The 15,597-nt window shown below is 59.9% G+C and carries 13 protein-coding genes; 12 read left to right on the plus strand and 1 reads right to left on the minus strand.

Going from position 1 to position 15,597, the window contains the following annotated elements; genetic code table 11:
* Positions 1–22: 22 nt before the first annotated feature.
* The 11 genes from atpG to ASC74_RS00700 all read left to right on the plus strand — a co-directional run bounded on the left by atpG (position 23) and on the right by ASC74_RS00700 (position 14,238).
* Entirely contained in the window at positions 23–883 is an 861-nt protein-coding gene (gene atpG, locus ASC74_RS00650; protein ID WP_033059680.1) for a F0F1 ATP synthase subunit gamma, read from the plus strand.
* A gap of 27 nt (positions 884–910) precedes the next feature.
* Positions 911–2,290 carry a F0F1 ATP synthase subunit beta gene (gene atpD / locus ASC74_RS00655; RefSeq protein ID WP_056738513.1) on the plus strand — a complete coding sequence of 460 codons (1,380 nt, stop codon included), beginning with the start codon at positions 911–913 and terminating at the stop codon, positions 2,288–2,290.
* A 45-nt stretch (positions 2,291–2,335) separates the two neighbouring features.
* Positions 2,336–2,761 carry a F0F1 ATP synthase subunit epsilon gene (locus ASC74_RS00660; protein ID WP_008155716.1) on the plus strand — a complete coding sequence of 142 codons (426 nt, stop codon included), beginning with the start codon at positions 2,336–2,338 and terminating at the stop codon, positions 2,759–2,761.
* A gap of 116 nt (positions 2,762–2,877) precedes the next feature.
* Positions 2,878–4,245 carry a bifunctional UDP-N-acetylglucosamine diphosphorylase/glucosamine-1-phosphate N-acetyltransferase GlmU gene (gene glmU / locus ASC74_RS00665; RefSeq protein WP_056738515.1) on the plus strand — a complete coding sequence of 456 codons (1,368 nt, stop codon included), beginning with the start codon at positions 2,878–2,880 and terminating at the stop codon, positions 4,243–4,245.
* 200 nt (positions 4,246–4,445) lie between these two features.
* On the plus strand, positions 4,446–5,222 hold the full coding sequence (locus ASC74_RS00670; RefSeq protein WP_056738517.1) for a DeoR/GlpR family DNA-binding transcription regulator: 777 nt from the start codon (positions 4,446–4,448) through the stop codon (positions 5,220–5,222).
* Between the two features lies 1 nt (position 5,223).
* Positions 5,224–7,056 (plus strand): glutamine--fructose-6-phosphate transaminase (isomerizing), encoded by a 1,833-nt coding sequence (gene glmS / locus ASC74_RS00675; RefSeq protein WP_056738519.1) that lies wholly within the window; start codon positions 5,224–5,226, stop codon positions 7,054–7,056.
* Between the two features lie 78 nt (positions 7,057–7,134).
* Positions 7,135–8,037: a LysR family transcriptional regulator gene (locus ASC74_RS00680; protein WP_056738521.1), complete on the plus strand. Its 903-nt coding sequence runs from the start codon at positions 7,135–7,137 to the stop codon at positions 8,035–8,037.
* A 131-nt stretch (positions 8,038–8,168) separates the two neighbouring features.
* Positions 8,169–8,795 carry a glutathione S-transferase family protein gene (locus ASC74_RS00685; protein ID WP_056739099.1) on the plus strand — a complete coding sequence of 209 codons (627 nt, stop codon included), beginning with the start codon at positions 8,169–8,171 and terminating at the stop codon, positions 8,793–8,795.
* A gap of 63 nt (positions 8,796–8,858) precedes the next feature.
* Positions 8,859–10,889 (plus strand): pyridoxamine 5'-phosphate oxidase family protein, encoded by a 2,031-nt coding sequence (locus ASC74_RS00690; protein ID WP_056738523.1) that lies wholly within the window; start codon positions 8,859–8,861, stop codon positions 10,887–10,889.
* Between the two features lie 51 nt (positions 10,890–10,940).
* Positions 10,941–12,137 carry a DUF3142 domain-containing protein gene (locus ASC74_RS00695; RefSeq protein WP_056738525.1) on the plus strand — a complete coding sequence of 399 codons (1,197 nt, stop codon included), beginning with the start codon at positions 10,941–10,943 and terminating at the stop codon, positions 12,135–12,137.
* Positions 12,124–14,238, plus strand: coding sequence for a hypothetical protein (locus ASC74_RS00700; protein WP_056738527.1), 2,115 nt, complete (start codon positions 12,124–12,126; stop codon positions 14,236–14,238). Before ASC74_RS00695 ends, ASC74_RS00700 begins: the two co-directional genes overlap by 14 nt.
* Before the next feature lie 3 nt (positions 14,239–14,241).
* Here the strand turns inward: ASC74_RS00700 and ASC74_RS00705 are convergent, their stop codons facing one another.
* A complete protein-coding gene (locus ASC74_RS00705; RefSeq protein ID WP_156400782.1) occupies positions 14,242–14,871 on the minus strand; it encodes a LysE family translocator in 630 nt (209 codons plus the stop codon).
* 145 nt (positions 14,872–15,016) lie between these two features.
* Between ASC74_RS00705 and ASC74_RS00710 the strand changes: the two genes are divergently transcribed.
* On the plus strand, positions 15,017–15,493 hold the full coding sequence (locus ASC74_RS00710; protein ID WP_033059662.1) for an Lrp/AsnC family transcriptional regulator: 477 nt from the start codon (positions 15,017–15,019) through the stop codon (positions 15,491–15,493).
* The last annotated feature ends 104 nt before the right edge of the window (positions 15,494–15,597 follow it).

Genomic DNA, 15,597 nt, shown 5'->3' on the forward strand with positions numbered 1-15,597 from the left:
TTGCTAACCTGATAGGTGTTACATGGCAGGCGCAAAAGAGATTCGCAGTAAGATTGCGAGCATCAAAAGCACGCAAAAGATTACCAGCGCCATGGAAAAAGTGGCGGTCAGTAAAATGCGCAAGGCACAAATGCGCATGGCTGCTAGCCGTCCTTACGCGGAGCGCATCCGCCAGGTTATTGGTCATTTGGCCAACGCCAACCCGGAATATCGCCACCCCTTCATGATCGAGCGTGAAATCAAGCGCGTCGGTTATGTCGTAGTGAGCAGTGACCGTGGTCTGTGTGGTGGCTTGAACACCAACCTGTTCAAGGCCCTGGTCAAGGACATGGCGGTAAACCGCGAAAACGGCGTCGAGATCGATCTGTGTGTTGTTGGTAGCAAGGGTGCGGCTTTCTTCCGCAACTTCGGCGGCAACGTCGTTGCAGCTATCAGCCACCTGGGTGAAGAGCCGTCGATCAATGATCTGATTGGCAGCGTCAAGGTGATGCTGGATGCCTACCTGGACGGCCGTATTGATCGCCTGTCCGTGGTGTCCAACAAGTTCATCAACACCATGACGCAACAGCCTACTGTGGAGCAGTTGATTCCACTGGAGGCAACCCCGGATCAATCGCTCAAGCACCACTGGGACTATCTCTACGAACCGGATGCCAAAGAGCTGCTTGACGGCTTGATGGTCCGCTACGTTGAGTCGCAGGTCTACCAGGCGGTGGTCGAGAACAACGCGGCTGAACAAGCTGCGCGGATGATCGCGATGAAGAACGCTACCGACAACGCCGGTGATTTGATCAGCGATTTGCAGCTGGTCTACAACAAGGCGCGTCAGGCTGCGATCACCCAAGAGATCTCGGAAATCGTCGGCGGCGCTGCCGCGGTTTAACGGTTCAAATATTCAGAGGATCCAGCTATGAGTAGCGGACGTATCGTTCAAATCATCGGCGCCGTTATCGACGTGGAATTTCCACGCGACAGCGTACCGAGCATCTACAACGCGCTGTTGGTACAAAGCGCGGCCGGGACTACTCTCGAAGTTCAGCAACAGCTGGGCGACGGCGTGGTTCGTACCATTGCGATGGGTTCCACCGAAGGCTTGAAGCGCGGTCTGGAAGTCAAGGACTCTGGCGCAGCCATCTCCGTACCGGTCGGTAAAGCGACCCTGGGCCGGATCATGGACGTACTGGGCAACCCGATCGACGAAGCTGGCCCGATTGACACCGAAGAGCGCTGGGGCATTCACCGTCCTGCGCCAACCTTCGCTGAACAAGCTGGCGGCAACGACCTGCTGGAAACCGGCATCAAGGTTATCGACCTGGTTTGCCCGTTCGCCAAGGGTGGTAAAGTCGGTCTGTTCGGTGGTGCCGGTGTAGGCAAAACCGTAAACATGATGGAACTGATCCGTAACATCGCCATCGAGCACAGCGGTTATTCCGTGTTCGCCGGTGTGGGTGAGCGTACTCGTGAGGGTAACGACTTCTACCACGAGATGAAGGATTCCAACGTTCTGGACAAAGTGGCACTGGTTTACGGTCAGATGAACGAGCCGCCGGGTAACCGTCTGCGCGTAGCACTGACCGGCCTGACCATGGCCGAGAAGTTCCGTGACGAAGGTAACGACGTTCTGCTGTTCGTCGACAACATCTATCGTTACACCCTGGCCGGTACTGAAGTATCCGCACTGCTGGGCCGTATGCCTTCCGCAGTAGGTTACCAGCCGACCCTGGCCGAAGAGATGGGTACTCTGCAAGAGCGTATCACTTCGACCAAAAACGGTTCGATCACTTCGATCCAAGCGGTATACGTACCTGCGGATGACTTGACTGACCCGTCGCCAGCGACCACTTTCGCCCACTTGGACGCCACCGTCGTTCTGTCCCGTGACATCGCTTCCCTGGGTATCTACCCAGCGGTCGATCCACTCGACTCGACTTCGCGCCAGCTGGACCCGAACGTAATCGGCCAGGACCACTACGACACCGCTCGCGGCGTACAGTATGTTCTGCAACGTTACAAAGAACTGAAGGACATCATTGCGATCCTGGGTATGGACGAGCTGTCGGAATCCGACAAGCAGTTGGTAAACCGTGCTCGTAAGATCCAGCGTTTCTTGTCGCAGCCGTTCTTCGTGGCTGAAGTCTTCACCGGTGCTTCGGGTAAATACGTTTCCCTGAAAGACACCATTGCTGGCTTCAAAGGCATCCTCAACGGTGACTACGACCACCTGCCAGAACAAGCGTTCTACATGGTCGGCGGCATCGAAGAAGCGATCGAGAAAGCCAAGAAACTGTAATCCCGGCGCCCGGCAACGGGCGCTAATTTAGGTTGAGGCAATCAGATGGCTATGACAGTCCATTGCGATATCGTCAGCGCGGAAGGGGAAATCTTCTCCGGCCTGGTCGAGATGGTGGTTGCGCACGGTGCACTGGGTGATCTTGGTATCGCCCTGGGTCACGCGCCGCTGATCACTAATCTCAAGCCGGGCCCGATCCGCCTGATCAAGCAGGGCGGGGAAGAGGAGGTGTATTACATCTCCGGCGGTTTCCTCGAGGTTCAGCCGAACATGGTCAAGGTACTTGCCGACACTGTGCAACGTGCTGCCGACCTGGACGAAGCCTCCGCTCAGGAAGCCGTTAAGGCTGCCGAGAAGGCCTTGCATGACCGTGGTGCAGAATTCGATTACGGTTCTGCTGCCGCACGTCTGGCCGAGGCTGCAGCTCAGCTGCGCACCGTCCAGCAGATCCGCAAGAAGTTCGGCCACTAATAGGCCACCGCTTGTTGTGCGATTGATTAAAAAGGGTAGCCTCGGCTACCCTTTTTTCTTTTTAGATATTCAAAACCTGGTCGCAGCCGCTGACCTCCCAGGATTGGTAGCCAGTCATGTCTTTAGAAATCGTTATCCTCGCTGCTGGTCAAGGCACCCGCATGCGTTCGGCACTGCCGAAAGTTCTGCATCCGATTGCCGGCAACTCGATGCTCGGCCATGTTATCCACAGCGCCCGGCAACTTGATCCACAGCGCATCCACGTAGTGATCGGCCATGGCGCCGATGCAGTGCGCGAGCGTCTGGCGGCTGATGATCTGAATTTCGTCTTGCAGGACAAGCAGCTTGGGACTGGCCACGCCGTTGCTCAAGCGGTGCCTTTCATTGAGTCCGACACCGTCCTGATTCTTTATGGTGACGTGCCATTGATCGAAGTCGAAACCCTGCAGCGTCTGCTCAAGCAAGTAGCGCCGCAGCAGCTGGGTTTGCTGACTGTAGAACTGGACGACCCGACCGGCTATGGCCGCATCGTCCGCAACGCCGACGGCAAAGTAACAGCCATCGTCGAGCAGAAAGACGCCAACGAAGCCGAACGAGCGATCACTGAAGGCAACACCGGCATTCTGGCACTGCCGTTCGCCCAATTGGCTGGCTGGATGAGCCGGCTTTCGAACAACAACGCCCAAGGTGAGTACTACCTGACCGACGTGATCGCGATGGCAGTCAGCGACGGTCTGGTGGTGGCCACCGAGCAACCGCATGACGCCATGGAAGTGCAGGGCGCCAACGACCGCAAGCAGCTTTCCGAGCTTGAGCGTCACTATCAACTGCGCGCCGGTCGTCGGTTGATGGCCCAGGGCGTGACCCTGCGTGACCCGGCTCGTTTCGATGTGCGCGGTGAAATCACCGTCGGCCGCGACGTGCTGATCGACATCAACGTGATCCTCGAAGGCAAGGTCGTTATCGAGGACGACGTGGTGATCGGCCCGAACTGTGTGATCAAGGACAGCACCCTGCGCAAAGGTGTGGTGATCAAGGCCAACAGCCACATCGAAGGCGCGATTCTCGGCGAAGGCAGCGATGCCGGCCCGTTCGCTCGTTTGCGTCCAGGTACTGTGCTGGAAGCACGAGCGCATGTGGGTAACTTTGTTGAGCTGAAGAACGCTCATCTCGGCGAGGGCGCCAAGGCCGGTCATCTGACCTATCTGGGTGATGCCGAGATCGGCGCGCGTACCAACATCGGCGCGGGCACCATCACCTGCAACTACGATGGCGCCAATAAGTGGAAAACCGTGCTGGGTGAAGATGTGTTCATCGGTTCCAACAACTCGTTGGTTGCGCCTGTGGATATCTCTTCGGGTGCAACTACGGCGGCGGGTTCGACCATTACGCAGAATGTGGATAACGCGCAGTTGGCCGTGGGTCGTGCGCGGCAGAAGAATATCGATGGCTGGAAGCGGCCTGAGAAAATCAAGAAGAGCTGAGTTATCCACAGATTGAAAGATCAAAAGATCGCAGCCTGCGGCAGCTCCTACAGAGTGAACACGAACTCCCTGTAGGAGCTGCCGCAGGCTGCGATCTTTTTTGGTTATCCACAGGTCTTTTTATCGGCCCACGCTTGACGAAGTTTCGCCAATAGGTTTTTATTGCTTTCGTTATCTTTCGAATCGAAACTTGCCAAGCCATGTCGAAACGCAATACACCTCAACGCCGTCACAACATCCTCGCCTTGCTCAATGAGCAGGGCGAAGTCAGTGTGGATGAGCTGGCCAAGCGCTTCGAAACGTCGGAAGTTACGATCCGCAAGGATCTCGCGGCGCTTGAGAGCAACGGCTTGCTGCTGCGCCGCTATGGCGGAGCGATCACCCTGCCTCAAGAGCTGGTGGCTGACCTTGGTCAGCCGGTGTCCAAATACAAGCAGGCAATCGCTCGCGCTGCCGTCACACGAATTCGCGAGCATGCGCGGATCATCATCGACAGCGGCAGCACCACCGCAGCGATGATTCCGGAACTCGGCCAGCAACCGGGCCTGGTCGTGATGACCAACTCCCTGCATGTCGCCAATGCCTTGAGCGAACTTGAGCATGAGCCGGTGCTGTTGATGACCGGCGGCACCTGGGACCCGCATTCCGAGTCCTTTCAGGGGCAGGTGGCCGAGCAGGTACTACGCTCTTACGATTTCGACCAGTTGTTCATCGGTGCCGATGGCATCGACCTGGTTCGCGGTACCACCACCTTCAACGAGCTGCTGGGGCTGAGCCGAGTCATGGCTGAAGTCGCCCGGGAAGTGGTTGTCATGGTGGAGGCCGACAAGATCGGCCGCAAGATCCCCAACCTGGAGCTGCCCTGGAGCAGCGTCCATACCCTTATTACCGATGATCGCCTGCCGCTTGAGGCACGGGATCAGATACAGGCCCGCGGAATCAACTTGATCCTCGCGGCTGTCAGTCAGGAGAAATAGCATGTGTGGAATTGTCGGCGCAGTCGCAGAACGTAACATCACCGCCATCCTGCTCGAAGGCCTGAAGCGCCTGGAATACCGTGGCTATGACAGTGCAGGTGTAGCGGTCTTCACCAATGACCAAAAGCTTGAGCGTCTGCGACGTCCGGGTAAGGTCAGTGAATTGGAACTGGCGCTGGCCGAAGAACCGCTGGTCGGTCGTCTGGGTATCGCCCACACCCGCTGGGCCACTCACGGTGCGCCGTGCGAGCGCAACGCTCACCCGCATTTCTCCGGTGATCTGGCGGTGGTGCACAACGGCATCATCGAGAACCACGAAGCCCTGCGCGAGCAACTGAAAGCCTTGGGTTATGTGTTCACTTCCGACACCGACACTGAAGTCATTGCTCACCTGTTGAACCACAAACTCAAGGATCTACCTGATCTGACCGTGGCCCTGAAAGCGACTGTCAAAGAACTGCACGGTGCTTACGGCTTGGCGGTCATCAGCGCGCAGCAACCGGATCGTCTGGTCGCGGCCCGCAGCGGCAGCCCGTTGGTCATCGGTCTGGGTATGGGTGAAAACTTCCTGGCTTCCGATCAGTTGGCCCTGCGCCAGGTCACTGACCGCTTCATGTACCTGGAAGAAGGCGATATCGCCGAAATTCGCCGCGACAGCGTGCAGATCTGGGACGTGAGCGGCCAAGTCGTCGAACGCGAGTCGGTGCAGTACCGCGATGGCGCCGAAGCCGCTGACAAGGGCAAATTCCGCCACTTCATGCTCAAGGAAATTCACGAGCAACCGGCTGTGGTGCAGCGCACCCTGGAAGGTCGCATTAGCCAGAATCAAGTGCTGGTGCAAGCGTTCGGTCCACAGGCTGCCGAGCTGTTCGCCAAAGTGCGTAACGTGCAGATCGTCGCGTGCGGTACCAGTTACCACGCCGGCATGGTTGCCCGTTACTGGCTCGAAGAACTGGCCGGTATCCCGTGCCAGGTCGAAGTCGCCAGCGAGTTCCGCTACCGCAAGGTGGTGGTGCAGGCCGACACGCTATTCGTGACCATCTCCCAGTCCGGTGAAACCGCCGACACCCTGGCCGCTCTGCGTAACGCCAAAGAGTTGGGTTACCTCGCGAGTCTGGCGATTTGCAACGTCGGCATCAGCTCATTGGTGCGTGAATCCGATCTGACTCTGCTGACCCAGGCCGGTCGCGAAATCGGCGTGGCCTCCACCAAAGCCTTTACCACTCAGTTGGTCGGTTTGCTGCTGCTGACTCTGTCCTTGGGTCAGGTTCACGGCACGTTGGCCAAAGGCGTCGAAGCCACATTGGTTGAAGAGTTGCGTCGCCTGCCAACCCGCCTCGGCGAAGCCCTGGCCATGGACGGTACCGTCGAAAAAATCGCCGAGCTGTTCGCCGAGAAAAACCACACCCTGTTCCTCGGTCGTGGCGCGCAGTTCCCGGTGGCGATGGAAGGGGCTCTCAAGCTCAAGGAAATCTCCTACATCCACGCCGAAGCCTATCCGGCCGGCGAGCTGAAACACGGTCCGTTGGCGCTTGTGGATAACGACATGCCAGTGGTCACCGTGGCACCGAACAACGAGCTGCTGGAGAAGTTGAAATCCAACCTCCAGGAAGTCCGCGCCCGTGGTGGCGAGCTGATCGTCTTCGCAGACGAGCAGGCCGGCATGACCAATGGCGAAGGCACTCATGTTGTGCAAATGCCGCACATCCACGACATTCTGTCGCCGATCCTCTACACCATTCCGCTGCAGTTGCTCTCGTATTACGTTGCCGTGTTGAAAGGCACCGACGTTGACCAGCCGCGAAATCTGGCGAAGTCGGTGACGGTGGAATAAGTTATCCACAGGTGATGGAAACATTAAAAATCGCAGCCTACGGTTGCGATTTTTTTTATCTGAATTGAGGACACACCCATGGACCGATTCCAGGAAATGCAGGTCTTCGCTGCCGTCGCCCAAGACCAAGGCTTCTCGGCGGCGGCGCGGCGTCTGGGCTTGTCGGCAGCCAGCGTCACTCGCGCCGTGGCGGCGCTGGAGAAACGCATCGGCACGGTGCTGCTGACGCGCACCACCCGCAGTGTGCATTTGAGCGAGGCGGGTCAGCGCTACCTGGAAGACTGTCGGAGGATTCTCGCCGAGGTGCAGGAAGCCGAGGACTCGGCGGCGGGCAGCCACACCCAACCACGTGGGCAATTGACGGTTACTGCGCCGGTGTTGTTCGGTGAGCAGTTTGTCACGCCAGTGATGGTGAATTATCTGACGCAGTTTCCTGAAGTCAGCATCAATGGCTTGCTGGTCGATCGAGTGGTCAGCATGGTCGAGGAGGGCATCGATGTCGCCGTGCGCATCGGTGAGTTGCCCGACAGTAATCAGCACGCGATTCGCGTGGGTGAGGTTCGGCGGGTGATTTGCGGCTCGCCGGAATTTCTGACGGCCCATGGTCGACCTCGACATCCTCAGGACCTGGCTCAGGCGCCGGTTATTGCGACGTCCTCTATCGGTCAGTCGAGAACCTGGCCGTTCCTCGAAGGGGGAGAGCCGCTGAGTGTTCGACCCGCGCCGCGCCTGGTGGTGACGGCCAATCAGGCGGCCATTACGGCGGCTTGCCTGGGTTTGGGGCTGACCCGGGTTCTGTCTTATCAGGTCGCGAGCAAAGTCGCCTCCGGTGAGCTGGAAATCGTCCTGGCGGACTTCGAACTGCCGCCCTTGCCTATCCATGTGGTCTATCAGGGTGGGCGCAAGGCCCCTGCGCGGATTCGCAGTTTTGTGGATTTTGCGGTGAGCGCGCTGCGTGAGCACCCGTCCTTGCAGGCGTGATGGGTTATTTCATCCAGTGAAATAATGGATTGCGTTGGCTGGTTATTCTGTTGTTTTGGTTGCGGGTGGAAGATAGCGCCCCATCGGTGCTGAACACTGTTCAACAGCGCCACCACCCAGCGGAGTCGACCATGCAAGCGATCAAACTCTACAACTTCCCACGTTCCGGCCACGCTCACCGTGTAGAGCTGATGCTGTCCCTGCTGCATCTGCCGACCGAGCTGATCTTTGTCGACTTGCCGAAGGGCGCGCACAAACAGCCGGATTTCCTCGCGCTCAACGCTTTTGGTCAAATTCCGGTCATCGATGATCAAGGCGTGGTGCTGGCCGACTCCAACGCGATTCTGGTTTATCTGGCGCAAAAATATGGAGACGGCCGCTGGCTGCCAACCGATCCGGTCGGGGCGGCCAAGGTTCAGCGCTGGTTGTCGATTGCCGCTGGGCCGATTGCCTTTGGCCCCGCCAGAGCGAGGCTGATAACGGTGTTTGGTGCGGCTTACAACGCTGAAGAGGTGATCGCTTATTCCCACACCGTGCTCAAAGTGATCGATCAGGAACTGGCAGCAACGCCGTATCTGGCTGGCGCCGAGCCAACCATTGCCGACGTTTCGGCCTACAGCTACATCGCCCATGCGCCAGAAGGCAACGTGTCCCTGGAGGACTACGCCAACATCCGCGCCTGGTTGGCGCGGGTCGAAGCGTTGCCAGGGTTTGTCGGCATGCCGCGTACCGTTGCCGGTCTGCAAAAAACTGCCTGATGCTTACGGCCCGGCACTCTCGGGTCGTTCACACTGCGCCGATGGCGCAGGGGAGAAGTCGTTGTGGACCGTTCACCTTGGCACGCCGGCGAGAAACAGTTGCAGACTCATGTGGGCATTGCCGAGCGAATGGAGGTGCTCGGTCGTAAGGTGATTCGCAGCGAGATGCCGGATCAGCACCGCACGTTCTATGAGCAACTGCCGTTCATGCTGTACGGCGCGGTGGATGCCGACGGTAATCCTTGGGCCAGTATTCTTGAAGGGCCACCGGGTTTCGCTCACTCACCCGAGCCGGGAACATTGCAATTTCGTAGCCTACCGGGCGCTGATGATCCGGCGCCATTGTCGGAGGGCGCGGCGATCGGACTGCTGGGGATCGAACTGCACACCCGTCGCCGCAACCGCCTCAACGGCCGAGTTGGCGCGATGACGGCAAGCGGCTTCGATGTGACGGTGGAGCAGTCCTTCGGCAATTGCCCGCAATACATCCAATTGCGCCAGTTTCGCTCGGTGCCGTTGGCGGATCCGTCGACTCGCATCGCGCAACACCTCAACGGGCTGGATGAGGCGGCCAAAGCCTTGATCGCAGGAGCCGATACGTTCTTTGTCGCCAGTTACGTGGACGTCGATGGCCAACGTTCGGTGGACGTTTCTCACCGCGGCGGCCAGGCCGGTTTCGTACAGGTAGAAGGCAACCGCCTGACTATTCCGGATTTCGCCGGCAACCTGTTTTTCAACACCTTGGGAAATCTGCTGCTCAATCCCCGGGCCGGTTTGCTGTTTATCGATTTCAATTCGGGGGATCTGCTGCACCTCAGCGGTCGCACCGAAGTCATTCTTGAAGGCCCACAGGTCGAGGCGTTTCAAGGGGCCGAGCGCTTGTGGACATTAGAGGTGGAAAGCGTGGTGCGTCGGCCCGGCGCGCTTGCTCTGCGCTGGCGCTTCGACGGTGTGTCGCCCACCAGTTTGCTGACCGGCAATTGGGCGCAGGCCAACGCCCGTCTGCAAGCCCAGGCGTTGGGCGATCGTTGGCGGCCGCTGCGGGTGGCGCGCATCAAAGAGGAAAGCCACAACATCCGCTCGATCTATCTGGAGCCTGCCGATGGCGCGGGGTTGCCAGTGTTTCAGGCAGGGCAGCATTTGCCGCTGCGCTTCACCATTGCCGGCGAGGTGCATATCCGCACGTATAGCCTGTCGAGCGCGCCGTCCGATGATTTTTTCCGCATCAGTGTGAAGCGTGAAGGCTTGGTGTCTTCGCACCTGCATGAACAGGTGCGCGTCGGTGATCTGTTGGAGGCCCGTGCGCCTCAAGGGCATTTCACCGTGGCACCCAATGAACGTCGGCCGCTGGTGTTGTTGGCTGCCGGTGTCGGCATCACGCCGCTGCTGTCGATGCTGCGCGAGGTGGTTTACCAAGGCCTGCGCACCCGCCGCATCCGGCCGACCTGGTTTCTCCAGAGTTCGCGCACGTTGGCCGATCAAGTGTTTCGTCCTGAGCTGGATCGCTTGCTCGATGGCGCAGGTGATGCGGTCAGGGTGCTGCGTCTGGTGAGTCAGCCCGAAGCCGGGGCCTTGGAGGGTGAGGATTTCGACCTGAGCGGGCGGATCGACACCGCGCTGCTCAAGACCCTCCTTGAAGTGGAGGACTACGATCAGCTGGATTTTGTCCTCTGCGGTCCGGGCAGTTTTACCCAGGGGCTGTACGACGGCCTGCGGGAACTGGACATCCGTGATGCAAGGATTCACGCCGAAACCTTCGGCCCCTCGACTTTGCGCCGGGTGCCGGACCCTGACGCGGTGGTCATGGAGCAACCGCCCGCTGCTACGACCTCGGTGCCGGTGGTGTTTCAGCGCTCGGCTAAAGAGGCCCGCTGGCAACCCGACGGTGGCAGTTTGCTGGAGCTGGCGGAAAGCCGTGGGTTGCGCCCGGAATTCAGCTGCCGCGGCGGTTCCTGCGGGACCTGCAAAACTCGGCTGATCAGCGGCCAGGTGAATTATCCACAGCCGCCGGCCGAAGTGCCGGACGACGGACAAGTACTGATTTGTTGTGCGATTCCGGCGCAGGGGTCGCAGCCTTTGGTCCTCGACCTGTAGCATCTGCCGAACGCAGCTTCTGGCCGCTGCGACAAAGGATCTGATTCGGTTATGTATTTTTTCGCTCGTCTGTCGGCGTTGATTGTCGCGGTGGCGTTGCTCAGCGGTTGCGAACGACAGGACGCGCCGCCGCTCGATCAGCAACTCTACGTCTGGCAACGGCAATGGACACCGGCCCACGAAGCGGCGCTGAGGGACAGCCGCGCTGACTTTTCCACCCTGCGGGTGCTGGCCTTGCAGGCATTCCCCGAGGCGGGTTGGAGCCGGGCGCGGATTGATCCAGCGCTGCTCAAACGTGATGGTCGGCCGCTGATCGCGGTGATTCGTCTCGACGGCCAACTCAAGTCGCTGGATCGGGACGCAGTCACCGCGCAGATCCAGCAGGTGCTCGGCGATTGGCAGGGGCAGGGGTTGAATCTCTCCGGCGTGGAAATCGACCACGATGCCGGTAATGCTCGGCTACCGGCCTACCGCGAATTTCTTACGCACTTGCGCGCAGTTTTGCCGGCCACTATTGCGCTGAGCATCACCGCATTGCCGGCCTGGCTCGACAGTCCCGAATTACCGGCATTGTTATCCACAGTCGACAGCAGCGTGTTGCAGGTGCACGCGGTGAGCGATCCGCGTCTTGGCTTGTTCGACCCGGATCAGGCCCGACAATGGACCAAGGCCTGGAGCCGCATCACTTCGAAACCTTTCTATCTCGCGCTGCCGGCCTATGGTGTGGCGTTGTTGCCGGGAGGCGGCGGTGCACCGGTAGTGGAAAGCGAAGTGCCCATCGAACGGGGCGGCAAGCGTCGGGAATTGCTCGCCGATCCGCGGCAACTGAGTCGACTCGGGACCGAGTTGCGCAACGATCCACCGGCGCATCTGGCGGGCCTGATCTGGTTTCGTTTGCCGCTGGCCAGCGACCGCCGGGCCTGGAGCCTGACGACCCTGGGCGCCGTGGCGCGTGGCGATGCACTCGACAGTCGACTGGCGTTGAAACTCTCGGTGCAGAACGACCTCTATGACATCAGCCTCAGCAATCAGGGCAACCTCGACAGCGCCTGGCCCGAACGCCTGACACTCGCGGTGCAGGGTTGTGACGGTGCCGACGCGCTGGCCGGTTATGCATTGCAACAGCGCCCGGATCTGCTTACCTTCACCCGCCTGCGCGACGGTCGAATACCGGCCGGCGGGCAGCGCGCCGTGGGTTGGGCTCGTTGCGCACATATTGATCAAGGAGGTTCGAATGTTGACCCGTAACTGGCCCCGCCATCTGCTTTGCCTGAGCCTCAGCCTGCCGCTGGGTTCGGCGCTGGCCTGTGGGCCGGATTTCCCGATGCGTCTGCTGGACAACCGCGGCCAGTCGCTGGCGGAACTGCCGGAAGGTAATTTCAGATTTGAAATCAGTCGCCTCGGGCATGCGGTCGCCGGGCTGAAGAACGTCAGCGAAACCGCCTATAACATGGATGCGCCCGACTACGCAGAACAGCGGGATAAGGCTGAGCAATCCGGTTTGACGGCTGAGCAGCAAGCGCTGGTGAAACAGCTACGCAGCCTGACCGATGCGCATGAGGTCGAGAGTCAGGGCGCGAGCCTGCCGGCGGAACTCAAGCTTTATCTGGCCGGCGCGGTGGCATTCAATGCGGGTGATCATGGACTGGCAGCCGAGTACTTCCAGAAGGTGCTGGCGTTGCCGGCGGATCAACGGGCGTTACGCAGTACCTGGGCGGCTTACTCGTTAGGTCGGGCGCTGTTTGCCATGAGCTCCGAAGCGGACGCTGGCCCTGACTTGTTGGCTCAGTCTCGAAAGGCCTTCGAGCAGACCCGCCAACTGAGCATCGACGGCTTCAGCGACCCACTGGAACTGGGCGTCGCCAGCCTCGGTGAAGAGGCCCGCGTGGCCCGCACCGCTGGCGACTGGAACAGCGCCATCGAACTCTACGCCACGCAAAACCTTCAGGGTTCGGCGGTGGGTTATACCTCGCTGAAACTGTTGGTGGCCGACCTCGCGGCGATGCCTGACGATCAACTGGCCGAGTTGCTCAAGGGCAAACCGGTACAGCAACTGGTGACGGCGTCGTTGATCAGCCGACTGGGCTGGTCATTCGGCGATCAACCGCCGAACGAATTGAAACTGATCAAACTGCTGCAAAACAGCACCCACGGTAGCCTCGACAACGCTGATCGTCTGGCGGCTGTGAATTATCAACAGGGTGATTACGCCAGCGCCAAGGCGTTCCTCGAACATGCCGGTGATGGCGGACTGGCGTGGTGGCTGCGGGCCAAACTGGCCGTGCGCGATGGCGATAAAAACGCGGCTGCCGCGGCGTATGCCAAGGCTGCCCAGGCCTTCCCGCAGAACGAGTCGTGGGGTGAGCGGCGCACGCCAGACTGGGACTTCGAAACGCTTCAGCCCAAGTGCCGGGTCGAGGGTGAAAGCGCAATCCTGGCGTTGCAACGCGGGGATTACCTGCAAGCGTTTGATCAGCTTTATCGCAGTAAAGATATCTATTGGTTCGACGCCGCCACGGTCGCCGAGCGGGTGCTGACCGTCGATGAGCTCAAGCAATACGTCGACACTCAAGTGCCGGCGCCGCCCCCTCTGACTCAGCAGGATCGCGATAACTACGTGCAGTTACCGGTGGCGGCGAAACTGCGTAATTTGCTCGGGCGGCGCTTGCTGCGCGAAGAGCGGTACGACGAAGCGCCAGCCTATTTCGATAACGCCGACTTGCAGGCCAAGGCCAAGTGGTACGGGCAGTTGCGCCACGACGCCGAATCAAAATGGTGGCCGACCAAACGGGCATTCGCTTATTACCATGCCGCGACACTGGCCCGTTTCGACGGAATGGAGTTGTTGGGCTACGAGTTGTCCCCGGATTACGCGAGCTTCGGTGGCAATTACAGTCTCGAAAGCGCGGAACTCAAGGTCGGGCCGCTGATGGCCGAGGGTGAAGTGCAGCGCCAGCAAGCCACCGTGGCGCAGCCCGATGAGCGTTTCCACTACCGTTTTGTCGCCACGGCTTTGGCAAGCAAGGCCGTGGATCATCTGCCCCACAGCAGTCAGGCGTTTGCTTCGGTGCTGTGCAAGGCTTCGTCGTGGGGCACCAGCCTGCAAGAGCAAAGCGCGTTCTACCGTCGGTATGTCGAGGAAGGCCCGTATGTGGTCTGGGCCGGCGATTTTGGTCATCAATGCCAGGATCCGGACTTTCAGAGCGCCGACAAGCGCTATGTGTCCCAGGTCACCGACGCCGCGCGCTCGCAGCTGCGCCCCTACAAAACACCGTTGCAGATTGGCGGTGTGATAGCGGTCACGGCAGCGGCGCTGTTGCTGATCAATCGCCGCCGCAAGACGCGGTAAGGCTCAAGCCTGTTGCACAAAGGTCAGCCGCACGGCGAAGCCGATCAGCAGGCTGCCAAACAGCCACTGTTGCAGGCGCTGGGCCGAAGGACTGCGTTGCAGCCAACGGCCCAGCGCTGCGCCGGTCAGTGCGTAAGCGCTGTCGAACAACAGCCCAACGCCAACCAACACCACGCCCAGGGTCGCAAATTGCGCGAGCACCGGCCCGGCGTGTGGATCGATGAACTGCGGCAGCAGCACCGAGCAGAACAGTAGCGCCTTGGGGTTGAGCAGGTTGGTCAGCAAACCGCGCTGGATCGCTGCGCGCCAACGAGGTTTCTCGGTGGTGGCGTCTGTTCCATTCAAGTTCGGCAGCATGGTGGTTCGCAGGCATTGAATGCCGATCCATAGCAGATACGCGGCCCCGGCCAGGCGTACCACGTCGAACGTCCAGGGCGCAGCCTTGAACAGTGCCGCCAACCCCAACGCTGCCAACGCCACATGGCATCCCCGGGCCACACCCAAACCCACCGCAGTCGCCAGCGCCGCGCCTTTGCCCTGACGAGCACCCGTCTGCAACAACAGGATCATGTCCGGGCCCGGCAATAGATAGACCACCGCCAGCGCCATGAAAAACACCCAGAGTCCCGCCACGTTGCACCTCATTCGTTGTCGATTCGGTACGGCCAGTCTAGGGCTGAAGGGCAGGGCAGGTGGTTGCGTAGTTCGCTTCTAAAATGCTTCTGGTTGGCATAACCTGCCACTCAATTGCAGGTAAACCATCAGGATCTGCCAAACCATGAAACTCGACGCCTACGACCGCAAGATTCTCGCTGCACTGCAACGGGATGGTCGCCTGAGCAATGTGCAACTGGCTGACGAGATCGGCCTGTCCGCATCGCCTTGTTTGCGCCGGGTACGGATGCTCGAAGAAGCCGGGGTGATACGCGGTTACCAGGCCAATCTGGATCGCGACGAAGTAGGGCTTGGGCTGACGGTGTTTGTCGGGGTCAAGGTTGAGCGGCATAACGATGAGCAGGCCGAATCTTTTCGCCTGGCCGTGACCGCGTTACCCGAGGTGATTTCGGCCTTTCTGGTGTCAGGGGAATCGGATTTTCTGCTGCAAGTGGTGGTGCCGGACCTGCGCGCCTATGACCGTTTCCTCACGGGGCGTTTGCTGAAATTGCCGGGTGTAAGTGACATCCGCAGCAACTTTGCGATTCATACGGTGAAGACGCCGGGGGCGTTGCCGCTGGAGCATTTACCAGCGAACTAAGATCGTTCCCATGCTCTGCGTGGGAATGCAGTCCGGGACGCTCCGCGTCCCTTCCGGAGCCGAACGCGGAGCGTCCGTTGAGGCATTCCCACGCAGAGCGTGGG

Origin of the sequence: Pseudomonas sp. Root329, from assembly GCF_001424925.1 — a bacterium.
Taxonomy (GTDB): domain Bacteria; phylum Pseudomonadota; class Gammaproteobacteria; order Pseudomonadales; family Pseudomonadaceae; genus Aquipseudomonas; species Aquipseudomonas arabinosi.